This window comes from Rhodococcus cercidiphylli (genome assembly GCF_033042225.1).
Taxonomy (GTDB): domain Bacteria; phylum Actinomycetota; class Actinomycetes; order Mycobacteriales; family Mycobacteriaceae; genus Rhodococcoides.
This window is the reverse complement of sequence record NZ_JAWLKE010000008.1, coordinates 164,796-189,727: the sequence shown is the minus strand read 5'-3', so window position 1 is coordinate 189,727 and position 24,932 is coordinate 164,796. Positions and strand designations below refer to the sequence as shown.

The 24,932-nt window shown below is 63.5% G+C and carries 21 protein-coding genes; 18 read left to right on the top strand and 3 right to left on the bottom strand.

What is annotated here, in order from left to right:
* Window positions 1–223 precede the first annotated feature (223 nt).
* From R3P95_RS21145 to R3P95_RS21130, 4 genes are read left to right on the top strand one after another with little or no spacing between them, the layout of a single operon-like run.
* Window positions 224–1,213 carry an ABC transporter substrate-binding protein gene (locus tag R3P95_RS21145; protein ID WP_317549390.1) on the top strand — a complete coding sequence of 330 codons (990 nt, stop codon included), beginning with the start codon at window positions 224–226 and terminating at the stop codon, window positions 1,211–1,213.
* Window positions 1,214–1,244: 31 nt separating this feature from the next.
* A complete protein-coding gene (locus R3P95_RS21140; protein WP_317549389.1) occupies window positions 1,245–2,054 on the top strand; it encodes an ABC transporter ATP-binding protein in 810 nt (269 codons plus the stop codon).
* Window positions 2,051–2,875, top strand: coding sequence for an ABC transporter permease (locus R3P95_RS21135; protein ID WP_317549388.1), 825 nt, complete (start codon window positions 2,051–2,053; stop codon window positions 2,873–2,875). Before R3P95_RS21140 ends, R3P95_RS21135 begins: the two co-directional genes overlap by 4 nt.
* A complete protein-coding gene (locus R3P95_RS21130; RefSeq protein ID WP_317549387.1) occupies window positions 2,875–3,696 on the top strand; it encodes an ABC transporter permease in 822 nt (273 codons plus the stop codon). Before R3P95_RS21135 ends, R3P95_RS21130 begins: the two co-directional genes overlap by 1 nt.
* 34 nt (window positions 3,697–3,730) lie before the next feature.
* Here R3P95_RS21130 and R3P95_RS21125 read toward each other — a convergent pair whose 3' ends face one another.
* Both R3P95_RS21125 and R3P95_RS21120 read right to left on the bottom strand, forming a co-directional pair.
* Window positions 3,731–4,108: a PH domain-containing protein gene (locus R3P95_RS21125; protein ID WP_032379830.1), complete on the bottom strand. Its 378-nt coding sequence runs from the start codon at window positions 4,106–4,108 to the stop codon at window positions 3,731–3,733.
* Between the two features lie 136 nt (window positions 4,109–4,244).
* Window positions 4,245–4,433 (bottom strand): hypothetical protein, encoded by a 189-nt coding sequence (locus R3P95_RS21120; protein WP_317549386.1) that lies wholly within the window; start codon window positions 4,431–4,433, stop codon window positions 4,245–4,247.
* A 117-nt stretch (window positions 4,434–4,550) separates the two neighbouring features.
* Between R3P95_RS21120 and R3P95_RS21115 the strand changes: the two genes are divergently transcribed.
* The gene (locus R3P95_RS21115) at window positions 4,551–5,666 is read left to right on the top strand and encodes an HNH endonuclease (RefSeq protein ID WP_317549385.1); all 1,116 of its coding nucleotides are present in this window, start codon (window positions 4,551–4,553) and stop codon (window positions 5,664–5,666) included.
* A 307-nt stretch (window positions 5,667–5,973) separates the two neighbouring features.
* Here the strand turns inward: R3P95_RS21115 and upp are convergent, their stop codons facing one another.
* Complete coding sequence (gene upp, locus R3P95_RS21110) at window positions 5,974–6,597, bottom strand: uracil phosphoribosyltransferase (RefSeq protein ID WP_317549384.1); 624 nt, start codon at window positions 6,595–6,597, stop codon at window positions 5,974–5,976.
* 218 nt (window positions 6,598–6,815) lie between these two features.
* On the opposite strand from upp, the gene R3P95_RS21105 reads away from it, so the two are divergent.
* The 13 genes from R3P95_RS21105 to R3P95_RS21045 all read left to right on the top strand — a co-directional run bounded on the left by R3P95_RS21105 (window position 6,816) and on the right by R3P95_RS21045 (window position 24,776).
* Window positions 6,816–7,988, top strand: a complete 1,173-nt coding sequence (locus R3P95_RS21105; protein ID WP_317549383.1) for a CaiB/BaiF CoA transferase family protein — start codon at window positions 6,816–6,818, stop codon at window positions 7,986–7,988.
* A 47-nt stretch (window positions 7,989–8,035) separates the two neighbouring features.
* Window positions 8,036–9,565: a carboxyl transferase domain-containing protein gene (locus tag R3P95_RS21100; RefSeq protein ID WP_317549462.1), complete on the top strand. Its 1,530-nt coding sequence runs from the start codon at window positions 8,036–8,038 to the stop codon at window positions 9,563–9,565.
* Window positions 9,566–9,645: 80 nt separating this feature from the next.
* Window positions 9,646–10,752: a barbiturase gene (locus tag R3P95_RS21095; protein WP_094640050.1), complete on the top strand. Its 1,107-nt coding sequence runs from the start codon at window positions 9,646–9,648 to the stop codon at window positions 10,750–10,752.
* Window positions 10,753–10,890: 138 nt separating this feature from the next.
* On the top strand, window positions 10,891–12,339 hold the full coding sequence (locus tag R3P95_RS21090; protein ID WP_317549382.1) for an amidase: 1,449 nt from the start codon (window positions 10,891–10,893) through the stop codon (window positions 12,337–12,339).
* Between the two features lie 43 nt (window positions 12,340–12,382).
* The gene (locus R3P95_RS21085; RefSeq protein ID WP_317549381.1) at window positions 12,383–14,101 is read left to right on the top strand and encodes a PucR family transcriptional regulator; all 1,719 of its coding nucleotides are present in this window, start codon (window positions 12,383–12,385) and stop codon (window positions 14,099–14,101) included.
* 21 nt (window positions 14,102–14,122) lie between these two features.
* Window positions 14,123–15,499, top strand: coding sequence for an amidase (locus R3P95_RS21080; protein WP_317549380.1), 1,377 nt, complete (start codon window positions 14,123–14,125; stop codon window positions 15,497–15,499).
* Window positions 15,500–15,637: 138 nt separating this feature from the next.
* Window positions 15,638–16,780 (top strand): XdhC family protein, encoded by a 1,143-nt coding sequence (locus R3P95_RS21075; protein WP_317549379.1) that lies wholly within the window; start codon window positions 15,638–15,640, stop codon window positions 16,778–16,780.
* Window positions 16,781–16,800: 20 nt separating this feature from the next.
* Window positions 16,801–18,438 carry a helix-turn-helix domain-containing protein gene (locus tag R3P95_RS21070; RefSeq protein ID WP_317549378.1) on the top strand — a complete coding sequence of 546 codons (1,638 nt, stop codon included), beginning with the start codon at window positions 16,801–16,803 and terminating at the stop codon, window positions 18,436–18,438.
* A gap of 129 nt (window positions 18,439–18,567) precedes the next feature.
* Window positions 18,568–19,998, top strand: a complete 1,431-nt coding sequence (locus tag R3P95_RS21065; protein ID WP_317549377.1) for a uracil-xanthine permease family protein — start codon at window positions 18,568–18,570, stop codon at window positions 19,996–19,998.
* An 80-nt stretch (window positions 19,999–20,078) separates the two neighbouring features.
* Window positions 20,079–20,999: an FAD binding domain-containing protein gene (locus tag R3P95_RS21060; protein ID WP_317549376.1), complete on the top strand. Its 921-nt coding sequence runs from the start codon at window positions 20,079–20,081 to the stop codon at window positions 20,997–20,999.
* Window positions 20,999–21,637: a (2Fe-2S)-binding protein gene (locus R3P95_RS21055; protein WP_317549375.1), complete on the top strand. Its 639-nt coding sequence runs from the start codon at window positions 20,999–21,001 to the stop codon at window positions 21,635–21,637. Before R3P95_RS21060 ends, R3P95_RS21055 begins: the two co-directional genes overlap by 1 nt.
* A complete protein-coding gene (cutA, locus tag R3P95_RS21050) occupies window positions 21,634–24,114 on the top strand; it encodes an aerobic carbon-monoxide dehydrogenase large subunit (protein ID WP_317549374.1) in 2,481 nt (826 codons plus the stop codon). Before R3P95_RS21055 ends, cutA begins: the two co-directional genes overlap by 4 nt.
* Window positions 24,111–24,776 carry an SRPBCC family protein gene (locus R3P95_RS21045; RefSeq protein WP_317549373.1) on the top strand — a complete coding sequence of 222 codons (666 nt, stop codon included), beginning with the start codon at window positions 24,111–24,113 and terminating at the stop codon, window positions 24,774–24,776. Before cutA ends, R3P95_RS21045 begins: the two co-directional genes overlap by 4 nt.
* Window positions 24,777–24,932: the final 156 nt, after the last annotated feature.

Sequence of the window (24,932 nt, the reverse complement as noted above, 5' to 3'; positions counted from 1 at the left end):
GGCCGAAACTGCGCCGATTTCTACGTCTAGGCGGGAATACGCGGCCCTTGACTGCCTATATATCTTATGTTTAGGTAGATCGCAGCTGTTACTTAGGTCTCACCACACCTGAGGTTGTGGCAGCCGACATTCCAGACCTCGGCAATGCGCGGACTACTTCGATCCGTGCTACGCCGATCATCCAGCGAGGACGCAGATGCATTTACGCCGAGCCACGTCCATCATGGCAGTTCTGACACTGTCCACCGCATTGGTGGCCTGCGGATCAGATCCCGGTCCCGACGCGGACCCCGCCAATCCGGTCACGATCGACGTCACCGTCTCGGCAGCGGCCGAAATCTACAGCATCCCTTGGCTTGTCGCGCAGCAACAGGGACTGTTCGAGAAGCACGGTGTCATCGTGGAGAACATCGTGCCGGGCAAGGGCGGCAGCGCGACCATGCGCACACTGCTCGACGGCAACATCCCCATCGGTGAAGTCAGTTACCCGTCGATCGTGCAGGCGGACGCGGCCGGTTCCGAACTACGCATCGTCGGCGGCGGCACCCAAGGGCCGTATCCGATGAATTTCTACGCGCTCGCCTCGAACCCGAACATCAACTCCATCGAGGACGTCCGCCGCTGGGCGTACACCCGGCCCAACTCGGCGTCCGACGCCCTCACCCGCCTCATTCCCTCACTCGCGGGCGTCGACGCCGGCCAGATCGAGCGGGTTGCGTCCGGCGGAATCGGCGAGGGCTTCGCGCTTCTCGAAGCCGGCAACGTCGATATCGCCCTCGTTCCCTCCATCGTCGCCGAACAGCGACCGGAGGACTTCAAACTGATCGTCAGCAGTCCCGACTACATGTCGCGCTTCCTGCAGTCGACGATCACCACGACCAAGGACTACGCCGCCAGCAACCCCGGGGTCGTGCGCGCCATCAACGCCGGCTACACCGAGGCAGTCGCGTCGATCAAAGCCGATCCTGTTGCGGCAGCAGAGATTTACGCCAACTACACCGGCTTCGACGTGGAGTCGGCCACCGCGGTGGTCGAGCGGGCGTCGTCGGTCGACACGTGGGGCGGCGGGTTCGATACGGCGTCCGTCATGTCTGCGCAGGACGGAGTGGAGGCGTCGGGCAGCGATCGTGAACCCGATTTCTGCACCCTGTTCGACCCGGACTTTCTCGCCGAGGGAGTCACGAACGACATGCCCGACGACTGCGAATCCTGACCACAATTTCCCACCACCAGAAGGTAGCGACGTGACGCAAACATCGGTTCGACCTCACCAAGACACCACCTCGGCCATCGCCGTCGCGTCCTCGGTGTCGAGACACTTCGGCGACGTGACGGCCCTGCACGAAATCGACTTGTCCATCGGCAGAGGTGAATTCGTCTCCGTCGTCGGCCCCAGTGGCTGCGGGAAGTCCACTCTGCTCGAGGTGTTCGCAGGACTGCAGGATCACGACGGCGGCACCGTGCAGATCGACGGTCGGCCGTTGACCGGGCCCCGGTCCAAAACTGCGGTGATCTTCCAGGAATCGGCGACGCTGCCCTGGCGGACCGTGCGCGACAACGTCGCATTCGCCCTCGAAGTCCGCGGGGTCGGCAAGAAGGAGCGTCGAGCCCGCGCCGACGAGCTGCTGAACACTGTGGGGCTGAGCAAGTTCGGCGACCACTACCCCACCCAGTTATCGGGCGGTATGCGCCAGCGTGTGGCCATCGCACGATGCCTGTCCATGGAGCCCGATCTGATTCTCGCGGACGAGCCGTTCGGTGCACTCGACGAGCAGACGCGATTGGTGATGTCGTACGAGCTTCTCAAGATCGTCGAAAAGCTCACGTGCGGAGTTTTGTTCATCACCCACAGCATTCAGGAAGCGGTACTGCTGTCCGATCGCGTGCTGGTGATGAGTGCGCGGCCCGGTCGATTCATCGACGAGGTGGACATCGATCTGCCGCGCCCTCGATCGGAGGACGTCCTGGCAAGTCCTGGGGCTGTCGCTCTGCACGAACGTATCTGGTCGCGGCTGCGGGACGAGGCCAAAAAGACGATGAGCATCGAACCATGAGTGCGCCCACGCGCGAGAGCACGCGCGCCTCAGTGGTTCCCGGATACATCCGACCGGCCCCCTCCACCCAACTCGGTCTCCCCGCCTGGGGATGGACCGTGCTCATCCTCGTCGCGGCGCTGGTGGTCATCGACATCTCAGCACGGTTCTTCGCCTCACCGCTGGACATCGTTCCGGTGACCGACATGCTCTCGACGTCACTGGGCCTACTGACCGACCCGGACTTCCTGATCGACGAGTTGGGCCGAACGCTGGGGATCATCGTCCTCGCCTTCGTGCTCAGTTCCGTACTCGGTGTCGCCGCCGCGTACGTGCTGTGGCGGTACGAGCTGTGGGACAGAGCATTTCAGCCGTACCTCAACGTCTACTACGCGGTCCCCACGTTTGCGCTCTACCCGATCATGGTGGTGCTGTTCGGGGCCGGCGTGGCTCCGATCGCTATTCTGTCCACCATCTTCGCGTTCGGTGTGGTGGCGCTGAATGCACGCACCGGCTTCAACTCGGTGTCGCCGATCGTCACCAAGCTCGGCACCACACTGATGCTCACACGGTGGCAGTACTTCCGATCGGTGCTTCTTCCGTATGCGTTGCCGAGCATCGTGACCGGACTCAAGCTGGGGCTCTCGTACGCCGTCATCTCGGTGTTGGCCAGTGAGTTCATCCTCTCGACCCAAGGCCTGGGCCACTTCATCTCCATCGCCTACGACGGGTTCGACATCGCAGACATGTACGCCGGGATCCTCATCGTGGCGCTGATCGCTCTGCTCTCGACCTCGCTGATCTCTCTCGCGCTCAACCGATTCGATTGGAGGCGCCGCTGATGAGCAGCACCTTGGACAGAGTAGCCACCGCCCCGACAGTTCCCGCGAAGGTGACCTCGTCTGCGGGCCGCACCAACGCCCGACGGTTCCTCCCTCCTCTGGTCGTGGCCGTCGTTGCGGTCTTGATCTGGTGGGTAGCGGCCGTTCTGGTCGACAGTCTCATCTTCCCGACGCCGGCCGAGGCCATGGCCTCGCTCGTCGAGGACCTGGGCAAGGCAGACTTCCGGGCCAATGTCGGCGACTCGCTGCGTATCCTCGTGCTTGCGTTCCTCGCCAGCACGGTCGTGGGTTCCCTGCTGGGCCTGACGCTGGGTCTGAGTCCGTTCTGGACCCGTACCATCGCCCCGATCGTCTACTCGATCAACAGCATCCCGAAGATCGTGCTGTATCCGATCTTCCTGTCTTTCCTCGGCATAGGCGCACTGAGCCGATTCGGCTTCTCCTTCTACGCCGCTTTCATCCCCATGTTCCTCGTCGCGGTCGAAGCCACGGCGTCGGTCCAGAAAATCCATCTGAAAATGGCGGCGTCACTGCAAGTGAGCTGGCCCAGATTGATCCGTCAGATCGTTATTCCCGCGGTGCTCCCGGCGCTCGCAACGGGAATGCGCATGACCTTCGGCTTGGCGTTCCTGGGACTGCTTCTCGCCGAGATGTTCTCGTCATCCAGTGGCATCGGATACGAACTCCTGCGCAACGTCAGCCTGGTTCGAATGGAGAACATCATGGGCACGGTTGTGCTGATCCTCGTGATGGCACTGCCGCCCACCATCGCACTGCAGTGGTTGGAAAGTCGTATCACCTCGAAATACGGCGGTCGATGAAGAAGCCGATCAATCAACCCTCACGGAGGGGAGGTCAGGACACCACGAAATGCGAGAGAATCGCTTGGACCTCGTAGATGTCGACCTGCTTAGTGAACTGCTTCTGAATAGGCGTCGCGTTGCCCGAGATCCAAATCTTCAACTCGGCGTCCAGATCGAACGTACCAGCGGTTTCGACAGCGAAGTGAGTGATCGAACGGTAAAGCACGCTGTGGTACTCGACCTTCTTTCCGGTCAGTCCTTGCTTATCGATCATCAGCAAACGACGGTTGGTGAAAAGGAAGGCATCCCGAACCAACTGATAAGCCGCGTGAATCTGCTCGCCACTACCCAGAAGGCGGCTGTACTCCTGATGCGCCGCTGCAGGATCGATCTTTCCTGCATTGCCGATCAGACCATCCATGAAGCCCATACGCCCGCGCTCTCTTTTACAAGTCCGCCGCCTGCGGACACCCGAGAACTAATCGCGCATCGGTCCCCTTTCGTTACCCACTCTGTTGCAGCAACGACTCGAGCTCAAAGTCGGACGCAAGGCCGCAATTGGACTTTCAAGGCTGTTGTTCGAAGGCTAGGCGTACAAATTTGTCTGCAGCCAGACCGACCAGAGCCTCGTCGGTCGAGCCCAGATGCGTGGCCTGTGCAGTGACGACATCGCGGACGTCGGCCAGTTCCTCAGTCATGTTCTCCGGATCTGCCATACGCAATTCTCCTGCTTCCTCAAACAGTTTGCCGATCAACGTCTCTCCCGAGTCCGTGGGATCGAGAGCCCAATATTGCGGTACGCAGCCCTAGTCTTCGATGATCTTTGGGATCAGATCACGAACAAATTTTCCCATGCTCAGTAGTCTGCAGATATGTCGATTCCCTCGCCCGCTGATCCGCTGACGCTGGGCCAGCACCTGGTCAGCGTTCTCGACTCCGGCGCACGTGTCGCCACATACAAATTGGCTGTACTGGTCGCACTGCTCGAATTCTCGGTCGACAACGTTCCCAGTGATCACAACGCAGCGGTGGATGTCGATCTCGACGACTTGGCCGCGCGCGTTGTCGGTCTGTACTGGCGGCAGGTACGTGACTTCGACGGTCACTACCTCCGCCAGTCCACGCAGGCCAGAGCGACGATTCCCGACGCTGTCCGCGAGTTTGCTCGAGCGACGGCGACCGCCGGCCGAGAAACGCCGCTGGACATCGCTTCACGGAGGAACCCTGACCTGTTCCGCGAGATGATCAAGAAGGTGAAGCTCGTTCTCGCCACACAGCCGCTGTATCGCCTGCAGCGAGTTCCGGGCGGGTACGCGAGCGAGTCGTTTCTGTACGACGACAGTTGGATGAGCGCAAAGATGGGCATGACCACGGTCTTGGCCCACGGAAACCGGATCACGCTGTACCCCGGAGTGTGTTTCGCGCTGGCGCGATTGTCCGCACTACTCAAGCCTGCGTTGATGCTGGCGTGGGTCGACGACGTCCGGCGAAAGAACAGCTTTCTCGACGAGGACGTGCCGGATCTCGAAGGCCACCTGTTCGGCAACAGTCGAATCGCGCTCATCCGTCCCAGAGCCGCGTTGATCAAGGCCTTCGGGCCGTCGTGCTTCTACTGCTCGACGCGAGTGGGACCAGAAGCCCATGTCGACCACGTACTTCCATGGTCGAGGGTCGGGATCGACGGCCTCGCGAACTTGGTGTTGGCTTGCCCATCCTGCAACACCAGCAAGTCTCAGCTGTTGCCCGCGCGACCACACGTCCTACGTGCGCTCGACCGCGGCCGCGATTCCATCACCGAATTGGCTGCAACCATCGACTGGCCGGTGCAATTCGATCGAGTGGTCACATCAGCACGGGGACTGTATGCAAGTCAACCCGTAGGCTCTCCAATCTGGCTGGGCCGAAACAAGATCACAGATCTACGGGTCGATTTTTCTTGGCTGCAGGGATACCACATCGACCTATCAGACGACTTCGATCACCAGTAGTCGACGAGCGATCAGAAATCAGTTCCGAAGTCGTCGGCTGCCCTCTGGGCAACATGTGTTCTCGACCCCACCGGCACTCGAAACACTCACGACCATGCCTGCGGCTCACAGTCACGCAATTGCTCTCGCAGCACGCACTGCACGCTTTGACTGTTCCATCATCTTCTCGTTGGTCGTGGTCGCCCAAACCTGTTCTGACGCGATGCGTCGCGCAACAGGTGGACGAGGATTGCCACTGAGGCGCATCCGGGTGGGCTGAACAACGGACATTGTTGTATAAGAATCGTTCTCGTCATATTCAGGATTGTCAGCGGGGCCCGAACTGCCGGTCCCCCGCGTCACCCAGACCGGGCACGACGATGCCGTGATCGTTGAGCTCATCGTCGATGGCAGCGGTGACGACTCTGACCGGATGAGCGGACTTCTCCAGAGCAGCAAGGCCTTCGGGTGTCACGACTACACAGACGACCACCACGTCTGTTGCTCCGCGGGCCACCAGCAGATCGATCGTCCTAACCATCGATCCACCGGTTGCCACCATCGGATCGAGAACGAAGACCGGTGTGCCGGACAGATCGACAGGCAGCGACTCCAGATACGGCACGGGTTCGAGGGTCTCCTCGTCGCGTGCCATGCCGATGAATCCGACTCCGGACTGGGGAATCAGAGTGCTCGCCTGTTCGACCATTCCGAGTCCGGCGCGCAACACCGGCACAAGCAGAGGTGGGTGTGCGAGCCGGACACCGGTGGTGCGGGAAACCGGAGTGTCGACATCGAATTCCACCACCCGCGCATCACGCAACGCTTCGTAGACCAACGTGTGCGTAAGCTGTCGCAGCGCAGATCTGAAGGTGGCGTTGTCACTGTGCACATCGCGCATGGTCGTCAAAAGTGCTGCAGTCAAAGGGTGATCGACTATCAGTGTGTCCATGGTCGGTGATTATGGGCCGTCGATCGACCGTTCGTCCACCTGCCGTGTCCTTTGCCTACGGGTACTCGAAGACATCCGAAACCCACCTATCAGCGTCGGCAACATTTGCCAACGACTCGACAGTGATGGGCACGTTGACTCGGATCCATGACGCCTCCCTGCACTCCATTCGGCCTCGCCGCCCACACCGAAAGCACCGACACGTGTGGGGCAGTCCGATGACGGTCGGCCCGCTGTCGGACTGTCTCGTCGTCGACCTCTCCCGCGCACTCGCCGGCCCCCAAGCCGCCATGATGCTGGGCGATCTCGGTGCGCGAGTGATCAAGGTCGAGACACCGACCGGCGGTGACGACACCCGAAGCTGGGGGCCGCCCTTCGTGCCCGACAGCGACGGTGACCGGCATTCGACGTACTTCCTCTCCTGTAATCGCAACAAGGAATCCATCGCGCTCGATCTCAAGGCCCCCGACGATCGGGCAACCCTGACCGACCTCATCGGCCGCGCAGACGTGCTCGTCGAGAACTTTCGACCCGGAGTCCTCGACCGCCTCGGATTCAGCATGGAGGCGTTACACCAGCTGAATCCGCGCCTGGTCATCCTCTCGATCACCGGGTTCGGGCACGACGGTCCCGAAGGCGCTCGACCCGGTTACGACCAAATCGCCCAGGGCGAAGCAGGATTGATGTCGCTGACCGGGCCCTCCCGTGACGAACCGACGCGGGTCGGTGTTCCTTTCGGGGACCTGCTCGCAGGCATGAACGGTGCCTACGGCGTAGTCGCTGCACTGCACGAACGCAACACCACCGGTCGTGGACGAGTCGTGCGGACCAGCCTGTTGGCCTCCATCGTTGGCGTCCACGCGTTCCAGGGCACCCGCTACACCGTCGCCGGTGAGGTGCCCCGACCCACCGGCGGGCATCATCCGTCGATCTGCCCGTACGGCCTCTTCCACTCGGCAGAAGGTTTGGTACAGATCGCTGTCGGCAGTGAAGGGCTGTGGCGGCGCTTCGCCCCCGAGTTCGGACTGGACCGACCGGAGTGGGAAACCAACCCTCAACGCGTCGCCGATCGAGAAGCGGTGATCGCTGCGGTCGAGGAGGCTTTCGCAGACTGGCCCACCGACAAACTGCTCGGATTGCTCGGTGAATTGGGCATTCCCGCAGGGCGTGTCCGCGATCTCGCCGAGGTCTACACGTGGGAGCAGACCCGGTCGCAGGGGCTGCTGATCGACGTCGACCACTCTGCTCTCGGCACCATCACGCTGCCCGGCCCAGCACTTCGTTTCGACAGTGACTGCGAGGGTGCCGGTATGCGTGAGACCCATGCTGCTCCTCCCACCCTTGATCAGCACGGCGACTCGATCCGCGCATGGCTGGAGTCGACGTCGTGACCCGGACAGACGTACCGACCCGCCTCGGCGCTCTCGAACTGGTGGAGATGGTCGTCGACGACGGTAGTTTCGTTCGCTGGGACGGTGAACCGCTACCCCCGATCGGGGTCCACGGGCCTCCACAGCAGAGTTATCTCGATGAGCTCGCGGCGGCTCGCGAAACGACCGGCTGCGACGAGTCGGTACTGACCGGCGAAGCGACACTGGCCGGTCGACGTGTGGCACTTGTCATGTGCGAGTTCGGTTTTCTCGCTGGGTCCATCGGCACCGCAGCCGCGGAACGACTGGTGCAGACCGTAGAAAAGGCCACTGCGCAGAAGCTCCCGCTGCTGGCAGTGCCCACCTCAGGTGGAACACGCATGCAGGAGGGCACCGTCGCGTTTCTGCAGATGGTGAAGATTTCGGCGGCGATCGCGGCACACAAGTCGGCGGGCCTCGCCTACGCCGTCTATCTCCGTCACCCCACCACCGGCGGCGCGCTGGCATCGTGGGGCTCGCTCGGCCACGTGACCGCAGCCGAACCGGGCGCGTTACTCGGGTTTCTCGGCCCGCGCGTGTACGAGGCTCTCTACGGCGCAAAGTTTCCCGTAGGCGTGCAGACCGCCGAAAACCTAGCGGCCAGAGGACTTGTCGACGCGGTCGTCCCACCCGCGGAATTACGTGAAGTCGCGATCTCGGCACTGGCCGTGCTGTGCGCACCGCACGAGCCACCTCCACCCGTTCCCAACATCCCGTTGGAACATCTCGACGACGTGCCGGCCTGGGAATCCATCCAACGCTCCCGACGGCCGGAACGGCCAGGCGTGCGACAACTGGTGCGGTCGGCAGCGAACACGGTGACGCCGCTGCAAGGGACTGGGGCCGGCGAAATAGAGCCGGGATTGTTTCTCGCATTGGCCAAGTTCGGCGCATCAGCGTGCGTATTGCTCGGTCAGGATCGCACCTTCGCAGACCAGCCTCTCGGACCGGCAGGACTGCGCGAAGCGCGCCGCGGTATGCGACTGGCCGAGGAACTGCAACTGCCTCTCGTCACCGTCATCGACACGGCGGGTGCCGCATTGAGCAAAGAGGCCGAGGAAGGCGGCCTGGCGGGTGAAATAGCCAGGTGCCTGGTCGAACTCACGACGCTGAAGGCACCGACGATCTGCCTACTGTTGGGCCAGGGAGCAGGGGGCGGTGCCCTCGCGCTACTCCCGGCCGACCGGGTGCTGTGCGCACAGCACGGCTGGCTGTCACCGCTGCCTCCCGAGGGTGCGTCGGCGATCAAGTTCCACACTGTCGACCGCGCTGCGGACATGGCGGACGAGCAGGGCGTACGGAGCATCGACCTGCTCCGAAACGGCGTCATCGATCGGATCGTGGCAGAACGCCCGGATGCCTCCGACGAGCCCGCAGCATTCCTCTCTCGTCTCGGTACCGTGCTCGAGCACGAGTTGGCCGTACTCCTGGCCGCTGATCCTGCAGATCTGGTGGTCCGACGACTGCAGCGATACCGCTACCTGGGGATGTCCGATCACCAAAAAGAAGCACTCATTGGGCAAAGCTTGCCAGTGCATACCCCCTCGAACGGTCGATAACGTTCGAGAGGCACGAGCACCGCCGCGCCAACGCCGGCCGACTCTGCCGTAAACCACAGTCCGCGATGAAGGAGATTTCAGTGCCCGATGCAATCGAGGTCCGCAAGGTCCCGCTCCACAACGTGTCCGATGCCAGCGAACTGGCAAAGCTCATCGACGACGGGGTGCTCGACGCCGACCGCGTCATCGCGGTCATCGGCAAGACCGAGGGCAACGGTGGCGTCAACGACTACACCCGCATCATCGCCGACCGGGCGTTCCGTGAAGTACTGTCCGCCAAAGGCACTCGCAGTGCGCACGATGTGGGCGAGGTGCCCATCGTGTGGTCCGGCGGAACCGACGGTGTGATCAGCCCGCACGCAACGATTTTCGCGACCGTACCGTCGGACAAGGCAGTGCAGACCGAAGAGCCGCGTCTGACCGTCGGTGTCGCAATGAGCGAGCAGTTGATGCCCGAGGACATCGGCCGTACCGCGATGATCACCAAGGTGGCGGCAGCGGTGAAGGACGCAATGGCCAACGCGGGCATCAGCGATCCCGCCGACGTGCATTACGTACAGACCAAGACGCCGCTGCTGACGATTCACACCATCCGCGACGCCAAGAGCCGTGGCAAGACGGTCTGGACCGAGCAGACCCACGAGTCCATGGACCTCTCGAACGGCGGAACCGCTCTCGGTATCGCTGTTGCCCTCGGTGAGATCGACATGCCGACCGACGAGGACGTCATGCACAGCCGCGAGCTGTACTCCTCCGTCGCGTCGTGCTCGTCCGGTGTCGAGCTGGACCGCGCGCAGATCGTCGTGGTCGGCAACACCCGCGGCATCGGCGGTCGCTACCGCATCGGCCACAGTGTCATGAACGACGCGCTGGATCAGGACGGCATCTGGAACGCGATCAAGGACGCCGGTCTCGACCTTCCCGAGCGCCCGCACACCAAGGATCTCGACGGTAAGCTGGTCAACGTGTTTCTCAAATGCGAAGCGAGCCAGGACGGTACGGTCCGCGGCCGACGCAACGCCATGCTCGACGACTCCGACGTGCACTGGCACCGCCAGATCAAGGCATGCGTCGGTGGAGTCACCGCCGCAGTGACCGGCGACCCGGCAGTGTTCGTCTCGGTCTCGGCCGCACACCAGGGCCCCGAGGGCGGCGGGCCTGTCGCTGCCATCGTCGACCTCGGATAGCGCAGAGCTCCACTATCGAACGAACGCCGCGCGGAACCGATCAGTCGGAGCCGCGCGGCATTCGGCCCTCACCACTGCATCTCTCGGATCTCGACACTGTGGACCTCTAAATTGTGGATCTCGAACGAAGGAACTCCCATGGCAACCACCGCCGGACCCGCTACCGAACTTCTGATGTTCGACGCACTCGAACTCAGCGGAAAGATCAAGCGTCGGGAGGTGTCCTGTGTCGAGACCATGACGGCGTACCTGGACCACATCGATATCCACAATCCCACCGTCAACGCCATCGTGGCCCTTCGTGCCCGCGACGAGTTGATCGCCGAAGCGCAAGAACGTGACGATCAGCTGGCGCAGGGGCAGTACCTCGGGTGGATGCACGGGTTTCCCCATGCGGTGAAGGATCTTTCGGCTGTGAAGGGCCTGCCGTTCACCTCGGGATCGGCCATCTTCGCGGATCGGATCGCCGAGGCGGACGACCTTTTCGTCGCTCGAATCAGAGCCGCCGGAGCCATCATCATCGGCAAGACGAACACCCCGGAATTCGGCTACGGATCCCAGACGTACAACCCTGTGTACGGCACCACGGTGTCCCCGTACGACACCTCGCGCACCGCAGGCGGCAGCAGCGGAGGAGCGGCGGCGGCACTCGCGCTGCGCATGCTGCCCGTGGCCGACGGCACCGACTACATGGGTTCGCTGCGCAATCCGGCGGCCTTCAACAACGTCGTCGGTTTCCGGCCGTCCTGGGGACGAATCCCCGAGCCCGGTTTCGTCGCCCAAGGCGCAGTGGCCGGCCCGATGGGACGATCGGTCACCGACGTCGCTCATTTGCTCTCGACGATGGCAGGCCCGGATGCCAACGCTCCACTCGCAATCGACGAGGACCCGGAAATCTTCACTCGCACCCTCGAACGCAGCTTTCGGGGGGCCCGGATTGCGTGGGTCGGTGATTGGAACGGTTATCTGGCAACCGAACCCGGCGTACTCGACCTGTGCGAATCCGCGTTCCCCGTCTTCGCCGATCTCGGTTGCGAGGTCGATGCAGCTCTGCCCGACTACGACCCGGCCCACATCTGGGATTCGTTCCTGACGTGGCGTTGGTGGGCTCAGCTCGGGATGGCCGACCTGTATGCGGATCCTCGGACGCGTGCATTGATGAAGCCCGAAATGGTCTGGGAGATGGAGCATGCCGTCGCACTCAGCGCCCTCGACATCACCATGGCAGCGCAGAAGCGCAACGTCTGGAACGCTGCCCTCAACACGCTGTTCGAGACCTACGACTTCGTTCTCGCACCCAGCGCCCAGGTATTCCCGTTCGACAAGGAACAGCACTGGCCGCAGTCCATCGCGGGGCGTTCGATGGACACCTACCACCGGTGGATGGAGACGGTGGTGCCGTGGACGATGGCCGGTGTTCCCATTGCGGCCGTGCCGGTCGGTTTCGACGATCGCGGCCTACCGATGGGGGTACAGATCATCGGCAGGCACGGTGCCGACCGCGCAGTTCTGCAGCTCGCGTACGCCTACGAGCAAGCCTCTCGTTGGGTCGAACGCGTCGTCCCTCCTGCGCTCCACGCCCGCTGAACCACTGGCACTGTGAATCTAGCGGGCGGAGTACGGTCTAACAATGGATGACATCGTCGGTGAAATTCGTCCACGAGCACGAGACTTTCCGGCGTCGGCGGGTTACGCACTGACGGTCGAAGAATTGCTCTCACTGCCCAGCCTCTCGGGATCCACTCTGGTCGCCGGCGAGCGTGGCCTCGAGAAGATCGTACGACGCGTCAACGTCATCGAAGTTCCTGACATCCTGCCCTGGGTGAAACAGAACGAACTTCTGCTGACAACGGGTTTCCCTCTCCGACATGGAGATTCAGGACGTCCGTTCGATGCACACGCGCTCGTCGAGCTTGTCGAAGGACTGGCCGAACGCGGTGCGGCAGCGCTCGGCGTCAAGGAAGGCCGCTATTTCGGGGAAGTCCCCGCCGCAATGATCGAGGCAGCCGACCGACTCGACCTTCCCCTCTTCCTCATTCGCCGCGACGTGGGTTTCGACGAGGTCATCTCCGAGGTCTTCACCCACCTCGTCGATCGACAGGCGTGGGCACTCGACATCGCCGACCGAATGCATCGAGCACTCACCTCGATCGTGCTCGAAGGCGGAGACCTACCGCAGATCGCCGACGAGGTGGCCACGCTCTTCGAGGCATCGGTGTTGATCTGCACACCCGACGGCAGAGTGCAGGCGACGGCCGGGGCCGATGCGGATCTTGCTGCACTCGAAGAGATGCCGCTGTTCGATCCATCGGGTCGGCTGCTCACCGAGCGCCTTCACGAGGGACTTCAGCCGGTGCCGGGTGATACCACGCACCGCATGGCAGTGGCACCGATCATCGCGGGCGGAACCGACCACGGCCTCATCGTTGCGGTGGCAGAGGCCGGACGCCTCGGGCCTGTCACCATGCAGTCTCTCGAACGTGCGGCCACGGTGGTCGCGTTGGCGGTCATCAAGAAGCTCGCGGTCTCGGCGGTGGAATCCAAGTTTCGAGGTGACTTTCTGCGCGATGTTCTCAACGGAGCGGCCGAATCCCCCGAACAGATCATCGAGTACTGCGCGCAGTTGGACTGGGACGTCAACCGACGCATGGTCGTCATCGTGGCTCAACTGGACGAGATCGCCGAAGCGGCCGTGCGTAATTCGATGAAGCCTGCGGTCTCCGGACGGCTGCCGCAGGAGCGTCTCACCGCAGCGTGGCAACAGGTCGTGCGGCGTCGGGATCGACGGGCACCCGTTGTCGGATTCAGCAACGAGGTCGTCATCCTCATGCCGGCCGAGCCCGGCACCGAACACGAGGTGGTCGAGGATCTGATCGGGGCCGTGGCCGGCGACAAAGGTGGTGGCCGAAATTCCTTCGGCGCAGGGGTCAGCCGTGTCATCGACTCCGTCGCCGATATTCCGCGCGCCTACGATCAAGCGCGCAAGGCCGTCATGGTCGGCCGGCGCATGAGCGGCAACGGGTCGGTGGCACATTTCGACAGCCTGGGTGTGCACCGCCTGCTGTCCCTGGTGACCGATGCCGCGGAGTTACAGGCGTTCGCGAGCGAAGTATTGGGTTCACTCGCGGGCGACGATGCCGATGCTCTCGATCTGCGCCAGACGCTGCAAGCGCTGTTGGATACCAACTGCAATGTCGCCGAAACGGCGCGCGTGCTGCACTTCCACTACAACACCCTCCGCTACCGAATCGGCAAGCTGGAGTCCATCGTCGGCCCGTTCACCACCGATCCGATTCTGCGCCTGGACGTGGCGCTCGCGTTACGCGTGGCGGAAATGAAGGGTCTGTGACATTCACTCAGGAGTTACCCAGTGCTCGAACGCAATTCGATCGGATCCGATGCTCGTTCCCTGGCCGCGGCGGTGCGCTCGGGTAGCCTCTCCGCGCGCGAGGTGATCGAACAACACCTCGAACACCTCGATCAAATCAATTCCGAGATCAACGCAGTCGTCACGGTCGCGGGCACATCGGCTTTGTCGGCTGCCGATGAGATCGACGCCCGCGTCGCCCTCGGAGAGCCTGTCGGGGCGCTCGCCGGAGTGCCGTTCACGGTCAAGGATCTGATCGCCACCGCGGGTGTCCGCACCACTGCAGGCTCTTATGCTCTCGCAGACAACGTTCCTCGCATCGATGCACCGGCCGTCGCCCGCATGCGCGCCGAAGATGCGATCCTCATCGGCAAGACGAACACTCCCGAATTCGGTGCCAGCGGCCTGACGCACAACGACGTGTTCGGCTACACCGTCAATCCGCTGTCACCGGCGGGGACAAGGCTGTCCCCCGGAGGCAGCAGCGGCGGCGAGTCTGCGGCGATCGCGTCGGGCATGAGTGTTCTGGGGCTGGGCACCGATTTCGGTGGCTCCGTGCGCTGGCCCGCGCACTGCACAGGTCTGTATTCGATCAGGCCTACACCGGGAAGAGTGGACCCGGACGGCCAATATCCCGGTGTCATGAGCGATCACCGGGTCCTGACGAATGCGGCGACCATGCACGGTGCGGTGCAGACCATCGGGCCGATGGCACGCTCCCTCGACGACGTGAGCCTGGTACTGAGGGTGCTCTCGTCACCGCAGTACCGGTGGATCGACCCTGCGGAAGTGAACACCCACAATCTCGATATCCGTTGGGCACCAGGAGAAGGAACAGTTCCGATCGACGCGGAGATCCGCGCCGCCACCGAAGCGGCCGCCCTGCGCACCGCCTCGTCCGTCAGGTCGGTCGCGCCCTACCGAGGCACTGCGCTGTGCGAAGCCGACGACCTGTTCACGCGCATGCGCGCCTGCGAAACTCAGACCGACATCGAGCAGTACGGGCCCGCCGAATTCAGTGACAACATCAGGGCGATCCTCGCCTCCGTCCGACCGACGTTGGCGGCGGACGTCGAGGCACTGTGGGCTCACCGCGCCGAACTGCAGCATCGGTTGCTGTCCGAGATGGGCGACGTCTTGGTACTCCCGGTCGCGTCGATTCTCGCCCCACCGCTCGAACGGACGAGCTTCGACGTGGACGGCACCGCATTGTCGTGGTCGCAGGCGTTGGCCAGCAGTCGCGCGATCAGCATCCTCGGTCTGCCGTCGGTGGTGGTTCCTGTTGCCACCTCGGAGAGTGGTCTGCCGATCGGTGTCCAGGTCATCGCCCGGCCGTGGCACGAACACCACGCGCTCGCGGTCGCTGCAGTGTTGAGCTGAATCCCCCGTGTCACCACCACCCGCGACGGCGAGTTCTTACAATGACCCGCTTCGGATTTGGTCGAGTTATGTTTCACGTCGAAGCAGCGCCGCCAACTAACGTGATGGGCATCACTCATCCAGTAGGAAGGCGGCGGCATGCGCGACATCCTCGACGATCTCGCCCCATGGCTGCTCGAGCGTGAGCCCTTCGCCCTCGCCACCGTGGTACGGACCTGGCAGTCCTCGCCCCGCCCCGCCGGGGCGGCAATGGCCGTGTCGGCCTTCGGACAGGTGATCGGCAGCGTCTCCGGCGGTTGCGTCGAGGGTGCCTTGTACGAACTTGCCAACGAGGTCCTCGCCGACGGCTGTGCCAGGAGCGAGACCTATCGCGTGGCGGACGACGACGCCATCGGGGTCGGCCTCACGTGTGGCGGAACCATCGAGGTGTTCGTTCGTCTCATCGACGGCGAAGCGTGCGATTCGCTCGCGGAAGTGTCACGTCTCATCACTGCGGGCGAGCCGGTCGCCGTTCTCACCGACCTGACGGCCGATGCTCCGACACGGCACGCGGTTCTCGGATCGGACGTCACCGTGGATTCGGACGGAGTCATCGACGTTCAGTCCGACGGATCGACTCTGGAACGGTCCGTCCGAGCGGCGCTGCAGCGCGGCGAATCGGTTCACGACGTTCGATTCACAGACATCGGCGAAAGTCCGATCATGGTGGAGCTCTTCGGACCTCCACCCCGGATGTACGTCTTCGGCGCCATCGATTTCGCCGCCGCTCTGTGCCATCTGGGAACGTTCGCCGGCTACGCCGTCACCGTCGTCGACGCGCGTGCGGTATTCGCCACTCGGGCGCGATTCCCCGATGCCGTCGAGGTCGTGGTTTCGTGGCCACATACGTTTCTCGAGACTGCGCCGGTCGACGAGCGCACAGTCGTCGCAGTTCTCACTCACGACGAGAAGTTCGACATTCCCCTTCTCGAACGCGCGTTGCGCAGTGACGCTGGGTACGTCGGCGCGCTCGGGAGTCGGTCCACTCACCGCCGCCGCATCGAGCTGCTCGGCGAGCGTGGGGTGACCGACACCGAGCTGGAACGGCTGCACTCCCCCATCGGTCTGGATCTGGGGGCACGAACTCCCGCGGAAACGGCCGTATCCATCCTGGCCGAAATCCTGAAGACGTCACGGCAGACCACGGGGCTCGAGTTGCGCGACCTCAGCGGCCCGATACACCGTGATGTACTGTCCGACAGCAACAATCGCACAGAGTCGCGATCGGCCGTGCGGTGCTGACAGCGATCGACGAGCAGCCGGTGAGCACCACTGCGGCTCCACATACAGTCGGCAACCTCCTCCAGTCGAGGTTGTTCGCGCACGCGACCCTTCGGGCAGGCCGCACCGGACTCGACCGCTCGGTATCGCGGGTGAACCAGATCGAAGATCCCAGCGGCATGTGGTTCTGGCTGCGGCCGGGTGACCTGCTGTCGACGACATACGAGGCTCTCGAACACATCACGGAGGCGACGGCGGCGTTCCTGGCCCGCGCACATGCCCTCGGCGTAGCGGGCATCATCGTGCAGGTCGACGATGCAGCCGCGGTACCGGAGTGCATTCGGCTGAGCGCAGACGAGCTGGGCTTTCCACTGCTGACGACGAACGAGCAACTCGACACCGATCATCAGCTCACCGCAGGCCTTCGCGAGAGATCGAAGATGCACACGCGCGCCATGTTTCGGTCGGAACGTCTGCGTCGGACACTCACCGAGATAGCTCTCGCCGGTGGCGGGGTGACGGACTTGGCGTCCGCCGCATCCGTCGAATGCGATGTGGCCGTGTCGATCACCACGGTAGACGGCCGAGAGATCACCACCGCCGGCAATGACGCGGAACTGCGGGCACTTCGGAGTAGCACGGCCCTCGATTCCACCGGGCGGCTGCGTACCGATTCCATCGACGGTGGACTGGGTTTGCGCTCGCTCCAGGACAATTCGATAGCCGTGTGCGCAATCACGGCGAACGGAACCGATCACGGCCGCGTAGTACTGTCCTCCTCTCGTCGAGAGCTGGCGGAATCGGACCTCTACGCCGCGGATACCGCAGCCGGAGTGTTCGCGGTGGCAGTCACTCGCGATCTCGCACTGTCGGCGGTCGAGGAAAAGCACCGGTCGAACTTCTTGCGCGATCTGCTGCTGGGACGAGGCGGCGAACATGCACACGCCGTGGCGCACGCCCGACGATTCGGTTGGGACATCGGACGGCCTGTCGTTGTCGTCGCAATCGAACCGATACCGTGCGGAAACGAGCCGATGCCTACACGCAGACCCCTCGTCGATCGGCAGATGTCGGCATTCTCCGGAGCGCTTGCGCAGCAAGACCCGCACGCCGCGATCGCCGTCCTGGGCAACGAAACCGTGATCATCATGGGCAGTGGCCCCGAGACGGTCTCGAACGTGCACGAGATCGTCGAGCGAGTTCACGGCGACGGCGGCGGCGGTCGACAACCCTTCACCGTCGGCATTTCACGGCCCTGCACTGTGGTCGAGGACATCCCCGCAACCTACGGTCAGGCCCGAACTGCGGTGAAAGTCGGCCGCCGAATCGCCGGTGACTGGGCCGTCACCGCGTTCGACGAACTCGGTGTCTTTCGTCTGTTGAGCCTGGTCGACAACGACGACGAACTCGAGTCGTTCACACGAGAGACGTTGCACGATCTCGCAGGACACAGCGACGAGGCACGGGACATGCGCAAGACACTGGAGATGCTGCTGTCCACCAACATCAACATCGCGGAAACTGCTCGCGCACTTCATTTTCACTACAACACTCTTCGCTACCGAATCGTCAAACTCGAGAAGATTCTGGGCCCCTTCACCGACCGCGCAGATCTGCGGCTCGATCTGTCCCTCGCACTGAAGATCATCGCGATGCGCGGCATCGACCACCAGATGTGACGGCCGGACCACCGAGTACTTGGCAGATTGCGCTCGTAGTTACCTGATCCAGCCGCAGTACCGTTGCAGCACAACACTTTACCCATTCTCACGGGCCACTTGGTTCGGGACGTCGAAGAAAGGCTCGACATGCCTATCTGGAAGATTCATGGAGACGGAAAGAACGTCGCACCGGGCGAAGTGGTCGCACCGAACGAGCGATTGAACTGGGGACGCACCATCAGCCTCGGAGGCCAACACGTCGTGTCGATGTTCGGGGCCACGTTCGTCTTCCCCATCATCATGGGACTCAACCCCCAGCTGGCCATCCTCATGTCGGGCTTCTGCACGATCCTGTTCCTGCTCATGGTCAAGGGCCGAATCCCCAGCTACCTGGGCACTTCCGCAGTCTTCGTCGGTGGCGTCGCCGCCATTCGTGCGCAGGGCGGCACGTCGGCCGAGGTCACCGGAGCCATCCTGGTATCCGGTGTGGTGCTCGCACTCGCGGGCCTCGCCATTCACTTCATGGGCGGCGGCGTGGTGGTCAAGGTGCTGCCCCCGGTCGTCACCGGCGCGGTGGTCATGTTGATCGGCTTCAACTTGGCCCCCGTTGTCGCCAGCACGTATTGGCCCCAGGATCAATGGGTCGCTCTCGCAGTGATGTTCGTCCTGATCGTCATGAGTGTTGCTCTGCGCGGATTCCTCGGACGCATCGCAATCCTGTTGTCCCTGGTCTTCGGATACCTGCTCTCGTGGATACTCGATCTCGTATCGGGCCCCATCACGTCCTACGACGCCACGGCCGGCGAGGTGACCGAGCACTTCCGGGTCAATTGGTCGGGTGTCGAGTCGTCGCAGTGGTTCGGCTTGCCGCCGTTCAGCGACGAAGCGAACGGCATCGTGGGTATCCATGCACCATCGTTCAGCCTGGCCTTCATCGTCCTTGTGCTCCCCGGTGTCATCGCCCTGATCGCCGAAAACGCCGGACACGTCAAAGCCGTCGCCGAGATGACCGGGGACGACCTGGACCCGATGATGGGACGCGCACTGGCTGCAGACGGCGTCGCGACGGTGTTGGCCAGTTCGGTCGGTGGCTCGCCCACGACAACCTACGCCGAGAACATCGGCGTCATGGCCGCCACCAAGGTGTACTCGACGGCCGCCTACACCGCTGCCGGACTCATCGCAGTGATCCTCGGATTCTCGCCCAAGTTCGGTGCCCTGATCTCTGCCACGCCGGGAGGCGTACTCGGCGGCATCACTGTGGTGCTGTACGGCATGATCGGCCTTCTCGGCGCGAAGATCTGGCGCGAGAACGGCGTCGACTTCGGCAACCCGCTCAACATGATGCCCGTCGCCGCCGGACTGATCATCGCCATCGGAGACACCTCCCTCGTCTTCAGCGATTCGTTCTCGCTCAGCGGTATCTCGTTGGGCACCATCATCGTCATCGGGCTCTACCACCTGTGTGCACGCATTGCCCCAGAGCACATGAAGACACCGATCGACCACTCACCCACCCGTCGATCGGCCACCCGTGGGGGCACGACCGAGGTGGGCCCCCTCGAGCCGTTGCGGTAACGAGCGATTGCCACACTGAGGCGTGACGTTTGTCACCTCTTGACGAAACACTTATCGGCACAGGCAGGCAGGATCGGGATATGAAACCTTCTCCACTGAAATACCATCGACCTCGGTCGATCGAGGAGGCGTGCCAGATTCTGGCGGAAGTCGACGGCAAGGTACTCGCCGGCGGGCAGTCGCTCATCCCGATGTTGTCGATGCGGTTGGCGGCCCCCGGCAACCTGATCGACATCACCGGCATCGACGGGCTCGCAGACATCACCGCCTCCACGCAGTCGGGCGTGACCTTCGCCGCGCTCGCCACGCACGCATCCGTGGCCTCGGACCGCGCGGCCGCTCGGACCCAGCCATTGCTCGGACGAGCGTTGCAGTTGGTGGCCCACCCGACGATCAGGAACCGTGGAACCACCGTCGGATCCATCGTTCACGCCGACCCGTCGGCCGAGATGCCCGCCGTGATCCGGTTGCTCGACGGTTCGGTCACGGTCCAGTCCGTACGGGGACGACGCGAGATCGCCGCGAAAGATCTGTTTCTCGGTCCGCTGGAGTCCTCGCTCGAGACCGACGAGATCGCCGTCTCAGCAACCGTTCCCGCAGTTCGACCGGGCGTGGGAACCGCCATCGACGAAATCGCGCGCCGCCACGGCGATTACGCGCTCGTCGGGGTTGCGGCCCGTGTCTCGGTGGCCGATGACGAGGTACGTACGGCTCACGTCACCTACGTCTCCGCAGGCGAATTCGGCGAGGTCGTCGACTTCAGCGACGTCATCGCTGGGGCGCGCGTGCCCGACGCGCGTGATCCGAAGTGGAACGCACTGTCCGAAGCTGCCCGGCATCGCATCGAGACCGAGCCCGATATTCACGCCACAGCCGCCTACCGATCTCAACTCGTCGCAGCGCTGACCGCACGGGTGGTGATGGCCGCCGCAGTCGACGGCGCATCCTCGTTGACCACGCACCAGGCAGCGCTGCACGTCGATTCCGGAGTGAACCAGTAATGACGACAACAGATATCGAACAACACCTCGACGATCTGATGGTCGAGACCGGCGAACAACACGTACAGGTGACGTTCACGCTCAACTCGACGAAACAAACGATCGTCGTTCCCGCCCGAACAATCGCCTCCGACGCCATCCGCCACAATCTTCGCCAGACCGGCACCCACGTAGGGTGCGAGCACGGCGTGTGCGGTGCTTGCACCGTGCTGCTCGACGGTAAGCCCGTCCGGGCCTGCCTGATGCTGGCCGCCAGCCTCGAGGGCCAGAGTGTCACCACGGTGGAGGGTTTGGTGGAGCCGGACGGCACGCTGCACCCCGTGCAGCAGGCGTTCAAGGACTGCCACGGTCTGCAATGCGGCTTTTGCACACCAGGATTCGTCACCACCATCGCGGCGTTCCTCGAAGAAAACGACTCGCCGACGCAGGAAGAAGCCACCGAGGCCATCGCCGGCAACATCTGTCGGTGCACGGGCTACCAGAACATCAAGGCCTCGGTGCTGCGCGCCGCCGAGATCAAGCGTGAACGCGCGGGCGAATTCCCCCTCGGGCCGGACGACGAATCCAGCCGAGCGGCACTGGACCGGAAAGTACGGGGAACCACCAATCCCGTCGGCGGACGGATGGGCCGAGCATGAGCACCACCCGCACGGCCCCACCGCACACCCCGACCAACACTGCCCCGCTCTTCGGACAACCGCTCTCGCGGTCGGAGGACAATCGACTGCTCAGCGGGAAGGGCAAGTATCTCGACGACCTCGGACACGGCGCACTGATCGCGGCCTTCGTTCGGTCACCGCACGCACATGCGCGGATCACCGGGATCGACATCGACGCCGCTCTCGCGATGCAGGGCGTGCACGCGGTATACACCTACGACGATCTCGAAGCGGACTCTCCCGAGATGGCCGAGGGCTTGCCGCTGTTGATCCCACACCCGGCAATCATCGCCCCGCGCAACGGCTTTCCCCTCGCCAAGGACGAGGTCAACCACGTCGGCGAGGCCATCGTCATGGTCATCGCGCAGAGCCGCTACGTGGCCGAGGATGCCTGCGCGGCCATCGAGGTCACCTACGACATTCTCGATCCGGTCGTAGGAATCGAGACCGCTCGCGCCGCGACTCGGCACGTGCACGACGATGTACCCGACAATGTTGCAGCGCATCTGCAGCACAGCTTCGGCGACATCGACCGCGAATTGGCGACGGCACCGCACCGAATCACGCTCAATCTCGACGTGGAGCGTTCGGCAGCAATGCCGTTGGAGGGCAAGGGTGTCTATGCGCGGTGGGACAGCGACGAGGAAACGCTGACCTTCTGGTCGTCGACGCAGACCTCCACCTCGGTACGCGCGGCCGTCGCAGCGCGACTCGGCATGGCAATGAACAAGATTCACTGCATCGCACCGGACGTCGGTGGCGGTTTCGGCGTCAAGATCATGCACCCGTGGCCCGAAGAGGTCATGGTGACGTGGGCAGCGCGTCAGTTGGGACGAGCCGGCATCTCGAACGAGGTCAAATGGGTCGAAGACCGTCGTGAGCACTTCATCTCGAGCGCCCACGAACGGGCCCAGGTCCAAGAGGTCACCCTGGGGTTCGACGATGAAGGACGGTTGCTGGCGTTCGACTTCACCGTCTGGCACGACAACGGCGCGTACCTGCCGTACGGCATCATCGTGCTGATCAACACGGCGACGCAGGTGCTCGGCCCCTACAAGCCGGTCTCGTTCCGCTGCAACGGTTATTCGCTGTACACCAACACCGTCATCGTCATCCCCTATCGCGGTGCCGGCCGTCCGCAGGGCGTCTTCGCGATGGAACGGTCGATGGACGCCATCGCCCAGTATCTCGGCAAGGACCGGTTGCAGGTACGAGAGAAGAACCTCATCAGGCCCGAGGAGATGCCCTACGACTTCGGTCTGATGTTCCAGGACGGTCGACCGTTGATCTACGACACCGGCGATTACCAGGCCGGGATCGACAAGCTCAAGGCACTGATCGACTGGGACGGCTTCCCGGAGTACAAGAAGCAGGCAGCGGCGCAGGGACGCACCGTCGGCATCGGCGTCGGCGCGTACGTCGAGGGCACCGGCCCCGGACCGTACGAGGGTGCGCACGTCCTGATCGAGAACTCGGGAAAGATCAAGGGCGCAACGGGTTTGACCACCCAGGGCCAGGGTCATCAGACGACGTTCGCGCAGATCATCGCCGACGACCTGGGTGTGTCGATCGCCGACGTCGAGATCACCACCGGCGATACGCGTCGATTCGGTTATGCAGTCGGTACATTCGCCTCTCGTGGCGCAGTCATGTCGGGATCTGCGTTCCATGTGGCCGCGCAGATGGTGGCCGAGAAGGCGAAGATCATCGCCGGGCGTGCACTCGATCTCGACCCCGTCGAGTTGGAACTACGCGGGGGCTACGTGAGCAAGATCGGCACCGAACCCGGAGCCGAGGGCACATCCATCTCACTCGGAGTGGTTGCCGTACTGTCCAATCCGCTGCGGTATGCCTTCGACAAGGAATCGAGGCAGGCGACGGGCTTCGCGAAGATGGACACCGACATGACGATCCCGCCGGTCCCCGAGGGCGAGCAGCCGGGCTTGGAAGCGACGGGGTACTACTCGCCCCCGCGGTCGACCTTCGCGTCGGGCATCCACGCCGCGATCGTCGAAACCGATCCGGTGACAGCCGAGATACACGTCGAGCGCTACGCGGTGGTGCACGACTGCGGCAACGTCATCAACCCTCGGATCGTCGAGGGCCAGATCCACGGCGGAGTCGCCCAGGGTATCGGCGGCGCGTTGTACGAGAAGATCGTCTACGACGAGCACGGCCAGCTGCTCAACGCCTCGTTCATGGACTTCCTGATGCCGTTCGTGACCGAAGTTCCCGAGACGATCGAGATGGATCACACCGTCACCCCGTCCGGCCTCAACCCGTTGGGAATGAAGGGTGCCGGTGAAGCCGGCGTCATTCCCACTACCGCCGTCATCGCGGCTGCGGTCGAGGACGCCGAAGGCTTCCCGATCACCTCGATGCCCATATCCCCGTCCGACCTGTACGAACTGCGGCTGACCCACGCGGTCGCCCAGTCATCCAAGGAGAATTCATGAGAATCGCAGGCACCGCAACGCTCACCGCACCGCCCGCCGAGGTGTACGACAGCATGCAGGACGGCCGAGTCCTGGCCGCGACCATCCCCGGTGTGCAATCGCTCGAGCAGCTCAGCGACGATCACTACAAGCTCTCCATCACGGCCGGGGTCGCGGCGATCAAAGGCACGTACGACGGTGAAGTGCTGCTCTCACAACAGAATCGGCCCGAGTCGTTCGTCATGACAGCCTCCGGTGCGGGTGCGCCGGGCACTGTGCGCGCCGATGTCACCATCAAGCTCGAGCAGACCCAGAGCGGTGGCACCCTGCTCAGCTACGACGCCGATGCCGTTGTCGGGGGCATGGTCGGCGGCGTCGGGCAGCGCATGATCACCGGCGTCGCCAAGAAGATGGCCGGAGTGTTCTTCAACGGACTCGACGGCGTCATCGCGAACGGGGTGCCCGAGGCCTCGGCATCCGCCGCTGCGTCCCCCGCCGACGCAGCGGGTGGTTCCATCGCGCTGCCGGTCGCAGCCGCGGGTGGACGTTCGGTCGGTGCAGGCGCTCCGGTGGCCGCGCCGTCCGTTCACGGTGCGCTGATCGCTGCTGCGGCGGGCGCGAGCATTGCCTTGGCCGGAGTTGTCCTGGGCAGCGTGCTCACTCGTTCGTCGTGTAATCGGTAGCTTCAGCCTCGTGGGCGTAAGGCCGCTCACCCCCAGTGCGGGGTGAGCGGCCTTCCGCATTGTAAAAACTGCCAATTCGATGGTGCTGCAGAGCGCGCGGAGCTCAAATGCACGGTCGGAGTTTGGCACCTTGTGCCAAAGATTGTGACGCGCATA